This window comes from Amycolatopsis sp. A1MSW2902 (assembly GCF_017312175.1).
Classification (GTDB): Bacteria; Actinomycetota; Actinomycetes; order Mycobacteriales; family Pseudonocardiaceae; genus Amycolatopsis; species Amycolatopsis nivea.
Window position 1 is genome coordinate 258,552 of the sequence record NZ_QJPO01000003.1, and the last position, 16,611, is coordinate 275,162.

Here is a 16,611-nt window from a genome sequence, read left to right on the forward strand (position 1 = left end):
TCACCACCGTTCGGCGAGTCGCGCGGCAAGCCACCCGGCACCGACGACAAGGACGAGGATCGTCACGCTCAGGATTGCGACCGCGCCCCGGGTCGTCGCGAGCCGGAGCCGCAGAGCGAGAACCAGGCTCAGCACCGCGCAGCCGATCGGCACCGCCCACCACCAGTGCGGCCGCAGGAACAGGCCCAGCACCGCGAGCGCTGCCAAGGCCGCGCTGATCAGCAGAGCGCTGAACCATGCTTGCCGGAGTACCGCGCTCTGCTCGTGCACCGGCCGCTCGTCCGCGGTCCCGCGGCCATTGCTCATCAAGCCAGTCCCATCCGGAGAATCTTCGCTGCGCGGTCCATGGTCGCGGGTCGGCAACTCCTCCCCTACCGTATCGACCGAGTGACCAGCTCATCGAACTCGCGATCCGGCAACGTCCGATTCAGCTCCAGCAACTCCTCGGCATGCAGGCCGACGGCGTAACGGGTCTCGGGCGAATCAACTTCCACCACCTGCCGGATGGCCTGCGCCACGACAGCGGGATCGGCACCCCCAGCGAGCCCCGTTTCGGCCTGACCAGCCATCTTCTCAACCATCGCCCCATAAGGCCCACCGCCGGAGTACTCCCGCAACTGCGCGGCGGTCTGGTCTTCGAACTCGGTCTTGATGATGCCCGGCTGGATGACCACCACGTCGATGCCGAAGGGCCGAACCTCCATGCGCAACGTGTCCGAGTACGCCTCGAGCGCGTGTTTCGACGCGTAGTACCAGGCACCGAACGGCAAGCTGATCACCCCGCCGATCGAGGAGACGTTCACGATGCGGCCCGACCCCTGGGCGCGCATCGCGGGCAGGGCGAGCTGGACCAGCCGAGCCGGGGCGAACACGTTGACCTGGAACTGATCGCGGGCAGCCTCCAACGGAACATCTTCAGCGGCCCCGTGCAGCACCGTCCCGGCGTTGTTGATCAGGACGTCGATCCGTCCCTGTTCGTCCAGGACAGTGCGCACCACGCGAGCGAGGTCGGCCTCGTCGCGAGCGTCCATCGCCAGCGAGTGTCCGCCAGCGTCGCGCAGTTCGTCCATTTTGGACATCCGGCGCGCGGCTCCGTACACGACATGGCCCGCCCGCAGCAGTTCCAGCGCGGTGGCGCGGCCGATTCCCGCAGAGGCACCGGTGATCAAGCAAACTTTCGACACAGGTCAGGCCTCCCACGCGACGGGCAGCTGGTGCACGCCGTAGATGAGCATGTCGCTGCGCATCGCGATGTCCGAAGCAGGCACGGCGAGGCGCAGGGACGGGAACTTGGTCAGCAAAGCGGGCAGGGCGACCCGGAGCTGGACGCGCGCGAGTTGCTGGCCCAGGCATTGGTGGATGCCGTGGCCGAAGGCGACGTGCCCGCTCGCCTTGCGGCGCAGGTCGAGGTTGTCCGGCGCGGGAAAGTGCGCGGGGTCGTGGTTCGCGGCCGGCACCGAGATGGTGACTGACTCGCCCGCGCGCACCTGTTCGCCGGCGAGTTCGACGTCTTCCAGCGCGGTGCGCACGGTGAACGGGATGATGCTCAGGTAGCGCAGCAGTTCTTCGACCGCGTTGTCGGCCAGTTCCGGTTCGGCGCGCAGCAGTGCCAGCTGGTCGGGGTGTTCAAGCAGGGCGAAGACGCCCAGCGCGAGCATGTTCGTGGTGGTGTCCAGTCCCGCGCCCAGCAAGGTGAAGCCGATGTTGACCAGCTCGGTGTCGGTGAGATCGCTGCCGGTCAGGTCGCTGAGCAGGTCATCGGTGGGGGCTTTTCGCTTGGCTGCCACCAATTCGCCGATGACGCCGTGGACCGCCGCGTAGGCCGCGCCGGTTTCTTCCGGGGTGTTGTCCAGCCGGAACAGGGTGAGCGCCTGCTGCTGGAACCGGTCTCGTTCGGCGTAGGGAACCCCGAGCAGTTCGCAGATCGTCTGCGCGGGCAGCGGCTGCGCCAGAGCCGGGACCAGGTCGGCCGGGCTGCCGCGCTCAGCCATGGCGTTCAAGCAGCGGTCCGCGACCGCCTGGATCCGCTCGGACAGCAGGCGCATCCGGCGGACGGTGAACTGGCCTGCCAGCAGGTGCCGGTAGCGCGTGTGCTCGGGCGCGTCCATGCTGCCGAACATTCCCGGCGGCGCGGGCTGATCGCTGGCAGGAGCGCCCGGGATCGGCATATGCCGCAATTCGGCTCGCGCGCTGAACCGGCGGTCGGCCAGCACCTCGCGGGCCAGCGCGTGCCCGGTCACCAGCCATCCGGCGTGGCCGTCCGGGTAGTCCAGCCGGCTGAGCGGACTCTTCTCGCGCAGTTCGGCCAGCCCCCGCGGCGGGTCGAACGGCAGGCCGGCCGGACGCTCGGTCGGCAGTGTGCTGGTCATCGCCAGCTCCCTTCCCGTGAACCTCTTGCGGGAAACAGTAGGACGATGTTTTAGTGAGCGGCAAACGCAGAATCTGCATCTACGCAGGCAGCAGCCCTATTATCGATGCATTGGCCTGAAGGTGAATGCACCGGAAGGGCTCCGGGACGAGCGAGGCGGAGACGATCTGATGCCATCCGGCAGGTTGAGCTACCCGGAACGGCAGCGCGTCGCGGCCGGCTTGGCGGACGGGCTGAGCTACGCCGAGATCGGGCGCAGGCTGGGCAGGCCGAAGTCGACGGTGATCCGCGAGGTCGCCCGCAACGGCGGGGCGCACGGTTACCAGGCCGACCGCGCCGAACATGCCGCCCGGCGCCGGGCGCGACGCCGGGCCCCCGCCGCGCCGCCCGTCCCGCCGCCCCGGGCAGCAGCTGATCCGCGGACCCGCAGCGACTTCGAGACGCGGTTCGCGCAGATGGCCACCCAGACCGGGATGCCGTCGATGATGGCGCGCGTCCTGATCTGCCTTTTCACCGCCGAGTCGGGCAGCCGCACCGCGACCGAGCTCGCCGCCCGATTGCGCGTCAGCCCGGCGTCGGTCTCCAAAGCGGTGGGCTGGCTGGAAGAACGGGGCATGCTGCGGCGCGAGCGGAACGGCCGCCGCGAGCACTACCTGATCGAGGACGACGTGTGGCAGCAAGCCTGGCTGGCCAGCATGGAAGGCATCGCCCAGTGGGCCAGCTTCACCCGCCAAGGCGCCGAACTGTTCGGCGGCGACACCGTGGTCGGCACCCGGCTCCGCACGACCAGCCAGTGGCTCCAGCACATCCGGCAGGACATGATCGAGGCCGCCGAACATTGGCGGCAGGCCGCGCTGTGACGACGGCCGCCCTTGACCTCAAGTTAAGTGGAGATACCAGAGTGGCCGCATGACCGTCTGGATTTGCGGAACGTGCGGGGTCGAACACCCGGACACCGAAATGCCGCCCGCCGGGACCTGCCGGATCTGCGCGGACGAACGACAATACGTCCGCGCGTCCGGGCAGGCGTGGACCACAATGGACGAACTGGCGGCCGTCCCGCACGAACTGGTCCACGAAGAGCCGGAGCCGGGGATCCACCGGCTGCACCGCGAACCGGAGTTCGGCATCGGCCAGTGGACCTACCTGGTCCAGACCGAAGCGGGCAACCTGCTCTGGGACCCGCCCAACGCGCTCGACCGGCCCCTGCTCGACAAAATCGCCGAACTCGGCGGCGCCGCGGCGATCGTGGCGAGCCATCCGCACATGTACGGCTCGCAGGTGAGCCTCAGCCACGCTCTCGGGAACGTCCCGGTGCTGGTGCATTCCGCGGATCGGCAGTGGGTGCAGCGGGAAGACCCGGTGATCCGCGAATGGCATGGCACCGAACGGATCCTGCCCGGCATCACGCTGGTCGAAGCGGGCGGGCATTTCCCGGGCGCCGCCGTCGCGCACATCGCGAACGGCGCACTGCTGGTCGGCGACACCATCGTGCCGGTCGCCGCGCCGGGCTGGGTGACGTTCATGCGCAGCTATCCCAACCAGATCCCGCTTTCCGCCGCGCTTGTCCGACGTCTCGTGGACCGGCTGGAGCCGTACGCGTTCGACCGTCTGTACGCGCTCACCGGGGCCAGCGTGCCGACTGACGCGAAGGCCGCGGTGCGTCGTTCAGCGGAACGCTACATCGGCTGGGTCGACGGCACGAACGACCATCTCGGCTGACTCGCGTTACGACGCCCCTTCTGCCGGTCGCGGAAACTTTTCGGGGCCGGTCCTCGACCGTCCCGAGCGTCAGCCGCCGCTCGCCCGACAAGTTGAGTACATGCACCGCGGCCTCGAGCCCCACCGAATACTGCCCCACCTTCGCCGCGATGCGACGGCGAAAGTCGAAAGTCAGCGCGATACGCCACTGGTTCGCGCCATAAGCCGGAGGCATCCGGCCGCTTCGGTCACGGCCGGACCTGGAGGAGCGGCGACACCAAGAGCCGCGTCTGCAGTTCGATCGTGAAGCGCTGCACGGGATCATCGAGGTCGACCGCGCACAGTTCTTCGATCCGTTGCAGCCGGTACCGAAAGGTGTTGCGGTGTATGCGAAGTGCCGCCGCCGCGCGGGTGGCGTCGCCGCCTGCGTCGAACCAGCAGCGGAGGGTGTTCAGGTATTCGGCACCGCGCGGGGAAGGGTCTCGGCGGAGGACGTCGAGGGAGCCGTCGAGCAGGGCTGGGTGTTCGGCGGCTAGTTCCGCGAGTTCGGAGATCAGGACGTGCGGCAGCAGGTCCGTCAGATGGGCGGTCGCTGGTGCCGTCAGGACCCGCGACGCGTGCCGGAGCGGGCCTAGTTCGGCTCGGATTTCGGACGCGGTGGCGCACGGGCGGCCGAGACACGCCACCAGCGGTGCAACGGTCGACGCGCGCCGACGCAGGTGTTCGATGAAATCGGCGGGTCCTGGGTCAGGCGTCGATGGTAACAGGACGAACAGGAGGGAATCCAGCGTTACCGTGGCCGTGCGAGGGTTCAGCATTCGGGCGCAGCGGGCCAAGGTCCCCTCGCGATCGGGCGCGACCTCGCCCAGGGCGGCGAGACGCCAGCGCTGCGAAGTGCCGAGTCGTTCGGTCAGTGCTTCCAGTGATCCCGAACCGGTGAGGAGTCCGCGCAGGAGCTCCGCGCGGATCGCGTCTTCGTCGTCTCGCCCGGCGGGTTCGTCGATGAACCAGGCAGCGGCGGCCGTCGACACCTCGCGCAACACTCGTGCCACGGACGTCTCCCGGCGCGGCGCGCCGAGGACGTAGCCGCCGATGGTGGTGCCGGAGCGGATCGGGGCGGCCCAGCGCACATCCCCGTCCGGGAGGTCAACGCGGGCGACGCTTCGGACCTGGGCGAGGCGCTTCCGCAACTCCGACGGGACTCGCCGGGCTAGCACCATTTCGCTGGTCAGGGCATCCATTGCTTCGCCGCAACCGAAGGCGAGTACGCGGAAGGACGCGTCGGCGACCACCACGGCACCGTCGAGGGCTAGAGCCGCGCTTTCGGCGAGATCGTAGAGACCGGCGGGGGTCGCTGTCACGCCGCCGAATCGGGCACCGGACAGCAGGGAGTGCACGACTGTGCCGATCTCGGCCCATTCGACCTGTCTGGCAACCACGAGCACTGGCACCGCAGCAGTGGCGAGGTCGAATTCCGGCGGCAGAGCGCCCTCGCGTACGACGAGGGCCGCGGCTCCCGCGCGCCCAGCAGCCGTCAGGGCTTGTGCCAGTTCGTCGGCGGCCGGGTGGGGCTTCGTCAGCAGCACCAGCTGGTGCCGCCCCGGCAGCCGGGCGGGATCCCACGGCGTCGCCCCGGCCAGCGGGCGGTTCAGGCCCGAAGCGGGGGCCGCCACGCTGAACCAGCCGCGTCGCGCGCTGACCAGGAGCGGAAGCCGGATCGTCCCGTCCGGCGGAGGGAGATCGGCGGCGATCGGTTCTCCTGGCCGGGTGTCGACTGCCGTCATCGGGCCGCTCCTTCCGTCCACGCCACGCTGCGTCGGGGGAAGGCTAAACAGCGCCCGGAGCGCCGTCAGTGGGCTCAGCGCACTGCGAAGACCGGTCGGCAGGGCTATCCGCCCAGCCGCCGCAACCGGGGCAGCAGATCCCGCCGGGCGAGGTCGAGGAAGCGGGCTTGGTCGTCGCCGGGCGCGTGCAGGACCAGGTCGGTGAAGCCCGCCTCGACGTACGGGCGGATCCGTTCGACGACCTCGTCGGGATCGGCGGAAACGATCCACCGGGACGCGATCTGGGACATCGGCAGTTCGTCGGCGACGCGCTCCATGGCGACCGGGTCGGAGATGCCGTGCTTCTGTTCGGCGGTCAGGGACAGCGGTGCCCAGAACCGGGTGTTCGCGACGGCGGCCTCGGCGTCGGTGTCGTAGGACAGTTTGATCTCGATCGAGCGCGCGACGTCCGCGGGCTTGCGGCCGGACTGTTCGGCTCCGGCGTCGACAGCGGGCTGGAGCTTCTCCGTGTAGAGCTCCATGCCCTTGCCGCTGGTGCAGATGAAACCGTCCGCTGTCCTACCGGCGTATTTCGCGACCACGGGGCCGCCTGCCGCGACGTAAATCGGCACCGGATGGGCCGGTCGGTCGTAGACGGTCGCGTTCTCGGTTTGGTAGTACTCGCCGTCGAAACTCACCCGTTCCTCCGTCCACAAGCGACGGATGAGGTCGATCGCCTCGCGCAGGCGGGCGAAGCGTTCCTTGAAGCCGGGCCACTCCAGGCGGGCGACCGCGACCTCGTTGAGCGCTTCGCCGGTGCCGAGACCGAGCAGGACGCGTCCGGGATAGAGCGCGCCGAGCGTGCCGAAGGCCTGCGCGACCACGGCCGGGTGGTACCGGAAGGTCGCGGTCAGCACGCTGGTGCCGAGCCGGACCCGTTCGGTCCGCTCCCCTGCCGCGGCGAGCCAGGCCATCGAGAACGGCGCGTGCCCGTGCCGATGCCGCCAGGGCTGGTAGTGATCGCTCACCAGCACTGAGTCGAAGCCCCGCTCTTCGGCGAGGACGGCCAGGTCTACCAGGTGGCGCGGCCCGAACTGCTCGGCGGATGCCTTGTAGCCAATGGTGATTCCCGCGGTGCGTGTGTCCATTCCGGACACTCAACCCGGCTGGCGGCGCGGGGTCATCGTGCACGGCGGACGAACTCCAGCCCGCGGTCTTGTGCTCGACGTCAGCCGGGCTCGTCCCAATCCACCCCCGCCGCCCGTGTCGCCAGATGCACCGCCAACCGGTCGTCCGGATCGCCCAGATCCACCGGCAGCAACTCGGCAATCCGCTCCATCCGCTGCATCACCGTATTCCGATGCACCCCCAGCGCCTCCCCCGCGGCCTTCGCCGAAGACTGGAAATCCAGATAACACCGCAAAGTCCGAACCAACCCACCGGACGGATCCGCCTCCTCCAGCGGGGCGAGCAGGTCGGCCGCCGCGCCGCGCAAAGGAGCGGAGCCGTACCAACCCGCGATCAGCTTTCGGGCGTTGCCCGCGTCGATGTGCTCGACGACCGCCCGGCGGTGTGCGGTGTGGGCGAGCAACGCCGCGCGGCGGGCCTGTTCGGCGGAGCGGCCGATGCCCGCCGCACCGGTGTGGGCACGGCCTACTCCGGCGCACAGCCGCAGGCCGGGATGCTCCGCTTCGACGGCCGCGAGGGTCCTGGCAAGCCGGTCCAGCAACGGGCCGGGATCCTCGGCTTGCGCGTCGGAAGTCAGCCAGAACAGCCATCCTTCGGCGCGTTCGACGAGCCTCGCGGCGACGCCGTGTTCGGCTAGTTGTGCTTCCAGTTCCGTACCCAGCGCGGACATCCGGAGCGCGGACGGGGCGGCCGCCGCCTGCACTTGGACCGCAGTGTGCCGTCCGGCGAGCCGCCAGCCGAGTGCGGTGGCCCGTTCGACTGTGCGGCGTCCCGGTTCGCCGGGCTGTTCGAGGATTTCGCTGAGCAGGAGCGAACGGCGCCGGTGTTCGCGTTCGTCGCGGACCGCCTCTCCGGCGACGTGCACCGCGAACGACAGCGCGGCGATCGCGATCGCGCGCCGGACCGGTTCGAGCAGCACACCGGCCGCGAACCGGGGCCGCCGCACCGCGATCCAGTAGACCGCGGGTCCGGTCGTGACGACCTGGACCGGGTGCAGCATCAGCTCGCCGTCCGCCCCGACGGTCAGGGCGACCGGCCGCGAATCGGCCAGCAAGGCTGGGTCGGCACACCTGCCGAGCAGCGCGTGCACCTCCGGATCACCGGCCACGAAACGGGCCTCCGCGTCAACGAGCGCCACCGGTTCGCCGAGCGTCGCCGAGAGCTGCGAAGTGAGCGCGTTCGCGTCGGCGGGCGGACGCTGGAAGCGGCGGGACGCGTCGCCGAGCACCCGCAAGCCCGCGATCTCCGGGGCGCTGACGTAAGGGTCGAACGCGGTGATCACCCCGGTCGGAGTGCTGTCCTCGACACCGATCAGCGGCAGCGCCAGCCGGTCGGCGAGCCTGCGGGTGGCGAAGGGCACCGGCCGGTGCGGGCGGGCCGCGATGATCCCGGACAGGCCCGCGCTGCCCGCCAGCCGGATCGCGAGGTCCGCCGCGAGATCGTCGAGAACCAGCTGCTCACGGCCGAACACCACGACGCTGCGCGGGGCGAGTTCGGAAATCTCGTGCACCGCGGATCCCGCGACGACCGCCCCGACGGGCCGCTTCAGCCCGGTCTCGCCCGCGAGCACCTCGTAGTGCTCGATCAAGTCGAGGTCCAGCAGCTGGGCGAGGGTGACCGTCATGGCGCCGCCGGCTCCAGGATCGGCCCCACCGCGGTCGCCTGGAGGCGCGCGGCCGGCACCGGAACGTAAGTCATCAGCGCCTCCTTCACCGGGGTTTCCCGCAGGGTGCGGGGATCGGCGCCGGCCCGGACCGCGGCGTCCCGGGCCAGCTGCCGGGCGCAGGCCGCCGAATCTTCCCGTCCGCCGGCGCCCTGCCAGAAGATCCGGTCGACCGAGCCCGCCGCTTCCGCGGTCGCCGCTCCCACAGCGGCTGCGAGATCGCCGTCCGGCGGCCGAATCGCGTCGGGCAGGGGCCGGTCTCCGACAAGCACGACCGGGAGATCGTCGTAGCCGTACCGCGCGCGGGCGACCGCTGCGGCGACGGACATCGAGCGGTCCACCACGGTCAACCGCGGAAGGCGCGAGCCGATCCGGACGCCGCCGAATTCCCGGTGCGCGCCCGATTCGGGCAGCAACCCACCCCGTGTCGTCCCGACCACAGCCTGGTTGCCGGTCGCTTCCACCACCACCGCCGCGGGCACTCCGGCCAGCCGCGCGGCACCGTGCAGCAACGCCGCCTGGGCTGCCCCGAGGCAAGCCGTGGCGTGGCGCTGCGCGGCGAGTTCGGGCAGCACGGTTCCGTCCCCGCGAACCACATACAGCTCCGCATCCGGATTATGCTTCCGAACCGCGGCGCCCAGCTCGTCAATCCGAGCGCGGGCGGACTCGGCCAGAGCGGCGTCGAGCACGGCGGTGTTCTCCCGCTCCAGCAGCCCGATCGCCTCGGTCTCGCTGCCTTTGCGCACCGGGACGTCCGGCCCGAGCACGTCGGCGAGGACGGCCGCGGCCTGCTGTTCGTGGTCGGGATTCTCCAGCCCGTGGACTCCGGCGACCGCGACCGCGCGGACGGTTCCGGCGCACCGGCGGGCGAATTCGGCCACCGCGGCGAGGTCCAGCGGCGCGGACGCTGTGCCGTCGTATTCGTGCCCGCCCCGCACCATCGCGACGGGTCCCGCGAGCGCACTGGACAGCTCGACCGGCCAGCCCACGAGCGGCGGAAGCGCGGTCGCACCGCCGATGCGCAGCACCCCGACCGGAGATCCCGCCTCGGCAGGCACGGGCTCCGGCAGGATCGCCACGACCCGATCGACCGCTTCGGCATCGACCTCCGCGAGCAGCGCGTCGAGCAGTCTCGACGGCGAATCGGTGCCGGGAACTCCCCGGTGGGACGCCACGATTCGGTTCGCCGCGTCCAGTGCCACGGCTCGGGCGGCGACGGCGTCGAGGCCCACTCGCAACCGGCTCATCGGACACCGGCCAAGAGCGGCGAACCGTCGAACCGCACCGGATCGACGGCGTACCCGAACGCGCGCGGCCCGGCCGCCGCGTGTCCATCGGGCGTGTGCCACCGCTCGTCGACCGGGCTGGCGATCACGTGCACTTCCTGCCCGGCGGCGAGGTCGACGGTCTGCGTCAACGCGCCCGTGTCCGCGTCCGCGACGCCGATCAGGTCCGGGACCGTGGCCAGCACGGTGCCTTCCCGGCTGACGATCAGGTTCTCGTTCTGGAAGTCGATCCGCACGAAACCGTCTGGGGTGTCGAGGGAAACCACGCCGCGCGGCCAGCCGTCCGAGGAATGCTGCAGGACCTCCGCGACGGTTCCGGTGCACACCAGGCGTCCGCCGCAGGCACGCAGGTACGGGTCGTGTCCGTCTTCGGCGAGCGCTGCCCCGATCCGGGCGCATTCGCTGATCGACCGGACCGCGCCGAGCCGCGCGCAGTCCCCGGCGGTGACCCGATACGCGCTGATCAACGCCACGAGACCCAGCGGCGGCAGCACGGCCCGCACCAGCTCGCCGAGCACGGCGTCGGTGCCTTGGCTGAACTCGGCGACGATGCCGGAGCCTCCGACGACGGTGATCGGCGAGGCGGAAAATCCGGCCAGCCGCAGCAGCGTCAGGTCGATCGAGGGCAGCGTGCGGCGCATCAGGTCGAGGTCGAGACACGGCAGCCCGAGTTCAGCCGCGACCGCGAGCGGGACGGCCACGTTCACGCTGCCGAGCTGGATCGGCAGGACCGCCGCGCACTCGCGCCCGGCCCGTGCTTCCACCGCCTTCCGGAGGGTCTCCGCTTCGACGATGCTGTGCGCCTTCTCGACGAGCGTGTGCGGGGTTCCGCCGGACACCACGGGGAGGACGAGCGCGTCCGGGTCCAGTTCGCCCGCCGTGACGAGTGGGATCGGTCCGTGCCGCCGGACGGCCGCGAGCAGGAGCTGCTGCGCCAGGTACGGGTCGCCGCCGCCTCCGCTCCCGAAGTGCCCCGCGCCGCGCACCACGTCGTCGATCGCGGACTCGGCGACGTGCTCCATGCGCAAACCTTAACCGGCGTCGTGGCTGCTCAGGCGGTGGCGACACCCCGGAAACCGGCATACAGCCGAGCGAACGCGCGGGCGGCGGCGGTCAGTTCGGCGACCGGCACGTACTCGTCGGCGGTGTGCGCGACCGTCATCGACCCGAGCCCGTACACGACCGTCGGGATGCCGAGCTGGTTGCGCAGGAACCGCGCGTCCGTGCCGAGTTTCAGCCCGCGAACCGGTGCGTCGTCCGCCGCCTCGCGGACCTCGGTCACGAACGGGTGCTGCGGGTCCAGTTCGGAGCCCTCGGCGAAGGCGAGGACGTCCGCGTCGTAGTCGAACCTGCCCGCGGCGTCGATCAGTCCGGTGACGCTGGCCAGCGCCTCGTCCCGGGTCTGGCCGGGCAGCACGCGCCGGTCGATCCGCAGCCGGCATTCGGCGGCCACGATGTTGACGGCGGTGCCGCCCGCGATGGTTCCCGCGTTCGCGGTCGGAGTGCCCAGGAGCGGATGCGCTTTGTCGCCGAAGTCGGCGAGGTGGAGCGCCGAGACGATCCGCGCGGCGTCGGCGACGGCGGAGTGCCCGGCGGCCGGATCGCTGCCGTGCCCGGCCCGCCCGCGCACCACGATCTCCACCATCAGCGAGCCGCGTTCGGCCACCCCGACCCGCAGTTCGCTCGGTTCGGGCACGACGGCCGCGTCGGCGTGCACCAGCCCGGCCGCGACCAGCGCCTCGGTCCCGGCCCGGCCGCCGGTCTCCTCGTCCGCCACGAGATGGAAGACGATGTTCGCGGGCGGCACGATTCCGGCGTCGCGGCAGGCGCGCATCCCTTCGAGCGCCGCGGCGATCCCGCCCTTCATGTCGCAGGCGCCGCGACCGTAGAGCAGGCCGTCCCGGACCAGCCCGCCGAACGGCGGCACCGTCCAGTCCTCTTCGGACACTGGCACGACGTCCACGTGCCCGTTGACCAGCAGCGTCGGCCCGTCGCCGGACCCGATGCGGCCCAGGATCGACGGGCGCCCCGGCTCAGGCTCGAAAACCTCGACCTCGGCACCCAGTTCCGCCAAGACCTCGTATAGCGGCTCGACCACCGGCCGTTCCCCGCCGGGCGGGTTTTGTGTGTCGCACCGGATCAAGTCCGCCGCCAGGTCGGTCACCCGCGCGGCTCGGACAGCAGCGGCGGCGTTCATGAAGACTCCTCAAGGTGTGCAGTCAACGCGGAGAGGGCTTCAGCGTCGAGAAACCCCAGCGGCGCAAGCCCTTTCGCGAATCCCGCCAACGCGGGCCGGAACGCCGCCACCTCCGCGAAGAGGTCGGCGGCCTCCCGATGCCGTCCGGCGCGGGCGAGCAGGACCGCGCGCCAGAAGTCTGCCTCGCGGTTGTCCGGCCCGATCACCTCCGCCGCCGACGCGAGAGCGTTCAGCCGCGCGTCCAACTCGTCCGGCGTGACACCCTCGAACGGCCCGAGCGTCAAGCCGCGCGCGAACATCACCCCGCCGACCGCGCCGAAGGCCCGCGAGCGCGGGAGGAGCCGGGACAGTTCGGCGAGCGGATCCGGATGGTCGTCGACCCGCAGATCGACCACCACCTCGTTCCACGGCGTCGGGCTCCGTCGGCCGGAGACGACCAGCAGTGCCGCCGACTGGGCACCGCGCACGTCTCCCCCGGCACCGTCCGCCGCCTGGAGCCCGGCGAGGATACGGTCGGCAAGGTCGCCGCCCGCGGTCTCGAAGGCGGACAGCGCGGCCTGGCACACGTTCGGGGCAGCCAGCATGTTCCCTTGCACCGTCACCTGATGCCCGCGCGCGGAACCGGCGTGCGGCGCGCACGAGCCGCCGGTGTGCGTGCCCACCGACCCCCGTGCGTCGACGATTCCCAGCTGGCGATAAGCGGAATCCGGGTCCTCGGCCACCAGCAAGTCCACAGTAGACGGTGCGGGTACGCCTGCCCGCAACAACTCCAGGCCGCGAGGTCCGCATTCGACGTTGACGAACGCCTGGGTCGCTACCGCGCCGACGCCCGCCTCGGCCCACGGCAGCAACGTGCCGACGCCGAAGAAATGGGTCTGGGCACCGACCCCGACGCAGCCGGTGACCGGATCGCGCGCGACGATCGAGTACGTCACGGCCTTCCTTCCTCCGCCCGCGCGAGGTGGTTCCGGAGGAGGTCGGCAACCTGGCCGGTTTCCTCGAGCATCGGCAGGTGACCCGTTCCGTCCAGCTCCACCGCGGTACCGCCGGTGGCTTCGGCGAGTTCGCGCGACATCGCGGGCGGGCACGTCGGATCCTCGGTTCCGGCCACCGCCAGCACCGGAATCCCCGAGGTAGCCACCTTTCCCGCCAGGTGCCGGATGTCCGCGCCGAACGCTCCGTAAAGGATCTCCGCGACCACCGTCGTCGGCCGGGTGCCGACCGCTTCCGCCATCACCTCCCGGACCCGCGTCGAATCCCGGTGCTTCCGGCCCACTATCTCCGGCACCTGACCGGCGAAGTACCCGGCGGTCCCGGCAGCCTCAAGTTCGCGCACCATCGCGGCGATCGCCTCGTCCGGAACGCCGGTGCCCAGCGTCGAACCGAACGCGGCGACGCTGCGCACCCGCCGGGGATGCAGCGCGGCCAGCGCGACGCTGATCGTGCCGCCCAGCGACCCGCCGGCCAGATGCGCCTCGTCCAGCCCGAGCGCGTCGAGGACCGCCAGGACGTCCGGCACGTAGCCGTCTTCGACGGTGAACGGGCCGGTCTGCCCGGAATTCCCGTGCCCGCGCAGGTCCGGCGCCACGACCGGCCGGTCGAGCCGGGCGGCGACGTCCTCCCAGACCACTGCCGCGGAGTTGATCGGATGCAGGAGCACGAGCGGGACGCCGGGCCGGTCGTCCGCCGTGCGCAGCACTGACAGCTTTCCGGCCGGTCCCTCGACGCTGACGCGGTCCAAACCCCTGCTCATTCCGTGCCGTGCTTGGGCATCTGCGGGTCCTGGACGCTGACGTGCATGTGCCAGATCCGCCAGTCCGGACCGCCCTTGCCGTCGTCGCGGCGGAAGAACTCGGTGGTGCGGAACGGGGTCGGGACCGCGTCCTGCTGACCGGGCGCCAGCACGTCGGCGGTTCCTTCGGCGGTGAGCAGCGCGACGTCCCCGAAGACCTGGACGTCCGGGCCGACGGTGTCCTTGATCGCGGTGATGCTCAGCCCGATCTTCGCGGCGTTGACCCACAGCCGGTGCTTGTCCAGCACGCCGTGGTAGGTGTGGCCGTTGAGGTTGAACTGGTGGTAGCCGTCGCCCTCGGGGAAGTACTGCAGCATCGCGTCGGCGACGAGGCCGATGTTCGCCTCGTACCAGCCTTGGTGCACTTCGAGGATCCGCTCGAGGTCAGTGCTCATGGTCGTGCCCTTTCAGTGGGTGAATTCGCCGGTCAGTTCTCCGACCGCGGCGAGAGTTTCTTCCGCGCCGCCGGCGACGACGGTCGCGATGGCGACGTTGTCCGCGCCCGCGTCGAGGTATTCCTTGAGGCGGGCGCGCGCGGTGTCCTGCCCGCCCACGACGCCGAAAACGTCGAGCCACTCGTCCGGCATCTCCGCAGCGACCACCTCGGGACCGCCTCGCGAGAGCATGTCCGCGAGCTGCTCGTTGGCGCCGACCGCGCCGAACAGCGGGCCAGGGCCAGTCGCGGCGAGGTAAAAGGCAAGAACCGCTTTGAGCGCTTCCCTTGCGGCGGCTGCCTGCCCCGGATCCCGCGTGACGTTCGCCGCGGCGAGGACGGTGATCGTGATGCGCTCGTCCCGCCCGGCCGCGCGCGCGGCTTCGTCCAGCTTGCGCCGCGCGTTCCGTACGTATTCGACCGGTGCGAGCGCACTGACGAGCAGACCGTCCGCCATCCGCCCGGTCAGCTCGAGCCCCTTGTCCCCGAGCACCCCGGTGAACAGCGGCACCGGCTCGGCGACCGGGTGCGTGATCGCGACCTGGCGGAAGGCGGCGAACCGGCCCTCCTCGTCGATCGTCTCGCCGCGCAACAGCCCTCGGACGGCGGTGAGGGTTTCGCGCAGGGCGCTCATCGGCGACCGCTGGGTCAAGCCCATCTGCGCGGTCCAAGCCGGGACGCCGTGCCCGATCCCGGGCATCAGCCGGCCCGGGTAAGCGCGGGCCAGCGTGCTGATTTCCATGGCCAGCAACGCCGGATGCCGGACGACCGACGACACGACCCCGATGCCGACCGGGACCCGGGACGTCGCTCCGAGCGCGAGCGCGGCGCCCGCGATGCCGCCGAGGAAGAAGTAGTCCTCGGGCAGCCACAATTCCCCGAAACCGGCGGCTTCCGCGGCCGCGGCCTGTGCGCCGATCTGTTCCGGCGGAGTGGTGCTGCCGAGCAGCACTCCCAGCCGGCTGCGGGACGGGTGGGTCATCGGCGGGCTCCTGTCGTGCGGGCTGGTTCACCACGTTGGGCTCGACGTTAGGAACCGCACCAGGTCCGGCGCTTCGGGCACGGCGACGAAACAGGCGGAACACGACAGTGCACGGTGCACGACCGGCGGCCGTTTTGTGCCAAGGTGGAAGCAGAGGGAAGGCGGAGACGATGCGCGAGTGGCGTTGGCTGGCAGCGGCGATGCTGGGACTGTGTCTCGCCGCCTGCACTGGTCCCGCCAGCCAGCCGGAACCCACGGCGACTCCGACCACCTCCGCGCTCAGCGGGAGCTACGACCCGGCACGGTTCGCCTCCATGGTCCGGACCCGCGCTCAAGAGGCGGGGGTGTCCCCTCGGCTGGTCATGGCGATTCTCTTCAACGAGTCGTACAAACCGCACGATCCGGCTCTCGAACGCGCTTGGCAGCGGCTCAAGCCAGGAGCCGCGTTCGGGGTCGCGAACATGCACGAAGCGACCTTCGACGCGACGAAGAAGGGCCGGGCGTTCGCCGGACGTTCATGGGACCAGCTGCCGGACGACCCGGACCTGGCAATCCAGGCCGAGTCCTGGTACCTGCACGACCTGGCCGCGCAACTGCCCGCGCACCGGTCCGGCTCGATCACCTCCGACGAACTGCTCGCGCTCGGCTACAACGCGGGACCGGGCGCGATGAAGAGCTTCGCCCGCGGGACCAAGCCGGGCGCGCAGGCACAGTCCTATTTGGACACTCTGCGCGGGAACTGGGCCAAGGCGGGCAAGGCGCTCGGCGAGCCGTGAACGGGTTCCGGCCCCCGAACGCCGCGATCAAGCCGACCCGACCGGTACCCGGCGCCGATCCTCGCCCGCACTCCGGAGGTGCCGAGCGTCCGGCCGTATCCGTCGACCGCGAACCGGCCAGAGTCCTCTTCGGACACATACGGCTCCCGGCATTTCCGCGCTCACCCGCAGCCGCCCGGGGCCTCGACGCGACAGAAGCCCTCGGGTGCTCCAGCCGAGATGAGCGGCGTGATCCACTCCGTCACCGCGTCGACGACCGCGGCTTCGAGATCGTCGCGCGTCCACCCTCCCGGCCGCGGCGGAACATCGGGCTCCGCGCGCCGCGGCCCAGAACCGCTCGAGCCCGGCGGAAGTTTCGTGCGACGCGGAGCCGAGGATCCCGGTCACCGCGGCCCGGTAGTCACCCGTGTCCACGGGAGCGAGCTTAGAGCGGGCCTCCTCTGCGGACTCCGCACCGCAATA

Annotated in this window: 16 protein-coding genes and 1 pseudogene; 3 read left to right on the plus strand and 14 right to left on the minus strand. The window is 71.0% G+C overall.

Annotation, left to right across the window (positions count from 1 at the left end; translation table 11 throughout):
* The 3 genes from DMP23_RS44315 to DMP23_RS44325 all read right to left on the minus strand — a co-directional run bounded on the left by DMP23_RS44315 (position 1) and on the right by DMP23_RS44325 (position 2,369).
* The gene (locus DMP23_RS44315; RefSeq protein WP_337824782.1) at positions 1 to 306 is read right to left on the minus strand and encodes a hypothetical protein; all 306 of its coding nucleotides are present in this window, start codon (positions 304 to 306) and stop codon (positions 1 to 3) included.
* 65 nt (positions 307 to 371) lie between these two features.
* Positions 372 to 1,184: an oxidoreductase gene (locus DMP23_RS44320; protein WP_337824783.1), complete on the minus strand. Its 813-nt coding sequence runs from the start codon at positions 1,182 to 1,184 to the stop codon at positions 372 to 374.
* Positions 1,185 to 1,187: 3 nt separating this feature from the next.
* On the minus strand, positions 1,188 to 2,369 hold the full coding sequence (locus DMP23_RS44325) for a cytochrome P450 (protein WP_037819626.1): 1,182 nt from the start codon (positions 2,367 to 2,369) through the stop codon (positions 1,188 to 1,190).
* Between the two features lie 169 nt (positions 2,370 to 2,538).
* On the opposite strand from DMP23_RS44325, the gene DMP23_RS44330 reads away from it, so the two are divergent.
* Positions 2,539 to 3,228, plus strand: coding sequence for a GbsR/MarR family transcriptional regulator (locus DMP23_RS44330; RefSeq protein ID WP_337824784.1), 690 nt, complete (start codon positions 2,539 to 2,541; stop codon positions 3,226 to 3,228).
* 49 nt (positions 3,229 to 3,277) lie between these two features.
* Complete coding sequence (locus DMP23_RS44335) at positions 3,278 to 4,090, plus strand: hydrolase (protein WP_337824785.1); 813 nt, start codon at positions 3,278 to 3,280, stop codon at positions 4,088 to 4,090.
* A 227-nt stretch (positions 4,091 to 4,317) separates the two neighbouring features.
* Here DMP23_RS44335 and DMP23_RS44340 read toward each other — a convergent pair whose 3' ends face one another.
* The 10 genes from DMP23_RS44340 to DMP23_RS44385 all read right to left on the minus strand — a co-directional run bounded on the left by DMP23_RS44340 (position 4,318) and on the right by DMP23_RS44385 (position 15,373).
* Positions 4,318 to 5,853 (minus strand): PucR family transcriptional regulator, encoded by a 1,536-nt coding sequence (locus tag DMP23_RS44340; RefSeq protein WP_337824786.1) that lies wholly within the window; start codon positions 5,851 to 5,853, stop codon positions 4,318 to 4,320.
* A gap of 104 nt (positions 5,854 to 5,957) precedes the next feature.
* Complete coding sequence (fgd, locus tag DMP23_RS44345; RefSeq protein ID WP_337824787.1) at positions 5,958 to 6,980, minus strand: glucose-6-phosphate dehydrogenase (coenzyme-F420); 1,023 nt, start codon at positions 6,978 to 6,980, stop codon at positions 5,958 to 5,960.
* A gap of 80 nt (positions 6,981 to 7,060) precedes the next feature.
* A complete protein-coding gene (locus tag DMP23_RS44350; RefSeq protein WP_337824788.1) occupies positions 7,061 to 8,644 on the minus strand; it encodes a helix-turn-helix domain-containing protein in 1,584 nt (527 codons plus the stop codon).
* The gene (locus tag DMP23_RS44355) at positions 8,641 to 9,930 is read right to left on the minus strand and encodes a hydantoinase/oxoprolinase N-terminal domain-containing protein (protein WP_337824789.1); all 1,290 of its coding nucleotides are present in this window, start codon (positions 9,928 to 9,930) and stop codon (positions 8,641 to 8,643) included. The genes DMP23_RS44350 and DMP23_RS44355 overlap by 4 nt, the downstream gene beginning before the upstream one ends.
* On the minus strand, positions 9,927 to 10,991 hold the full coding sequence (locus tag DMP23_RS44360; RefSeq protein WP_337824790.1) for a DUF917 domain-containing protein: 1,065 nt from the start codon (positions 10,989 to 10,991) through the stop codon (positions 9,927 to 9,929). Before DMP23_RS44360 ends, DMP23_RS44355 begins: the two co-directional genes overlap by 4 nt.
* 29 nt (positions 10,992 to 11,020) lie before the next feature.
* Positions 11,021 to 12,166 carry a M20 family metallopeptidase gene (locus DMP23_RS44365; RefSeq protein ID WP_337824791.1) on the minus strand — a complete coding sequence of 382 codons (1,146 nt, stop codon included), beginning with the start codon at positions 12,164 to 12,166 and terminating at the stop codon, positions 11,021 to 11,023.
* Positions 12,163 to 13,101: a DUF1028 domain-containing protein gene (locus tag DMP23_RS44370; RefSeq protein ID WP_337824792.1), complete on the minus strand. Its 939-nt coding sequence runs from the start codon at positions 13,099 to 13,101 to the stop codon at positions 12,163 to 12,165. The genes DMP23_RS44365 and DMP23_RS44370 overlap by 4 nt, the downstream gene beginning before the upstream one ends.
* Positions 13,098 to 13,919, minus strand: a complete 822-nt coding sequence (locus DMP23_RS44375; RefSeq protein ID WP_337824793.1) for an alpha/beta fold hydrolase — start codon at positions 13,917 to 13,919, stop codon at positions 13,098 to 13,100. Before DMP23_RS44375 ends, DMP23_RS44370 begins: the two co-directional genes overlap by 4 nt.
* Entirely contained in the window at positions 13,916 to 14,353 is a 438-nt protein-coding gene (locus DMP23_RS44380; RefSeq protein WP_337824794.1) for a nuclear transport factor 2 family protein, read from the minus strand. The genes DMP23_RS44375 and DMP23_RS44380 overlap by 4 nt, the downstream gene beginning before the upstream one ends.
* A gap of 12 nt (positions 14,354 to 14,365) precedes the next feature.
* On the minus strand, positions 14,366 to 15,373 hold the full coding sequence (locus DMP23_RS44385) for an LLM class flavin-dependent oxidoreductase (protein ID WP_337824795.1): 1,008 nt from the start codon (positions 15,371 to 15,373) through the stop codon (positions 14,366 to 14,368).
* Positions 15,374 to 15,543: 170 nt separating this feature from the next.
* Here DMP23_RS44385 and DMP23_RS44390 point away from each other — a divergent pair, with 170 nt between their 5' ends.
* On the plus strand, positions 15,544 to 16,149 hold the full coding sequence (locus DMP23_RS44390; protein ID WP_337824796.1) for a transglycosylase SLT domain-containing protein: 606 nt from the start codon (positions 15,544 to 15,546) through the stop codon (positions 16,147 to 16,149).
* A gap of 161 nt (positions 16,150 to 16,310) precedes the next feature.
* Here the strand turns inward: DMP23_RS44390 and DMP23_RS48195 are convergent.
* Positions 16,311 to 16,460, minus strand: a pseudogene (locus DMP23_RS48195) (DUF6389 family protein); the annotation flags it as partial.
* Between the last annotated feature and the right edge of the window lie 151 nt (positions 16,461 to 16,611).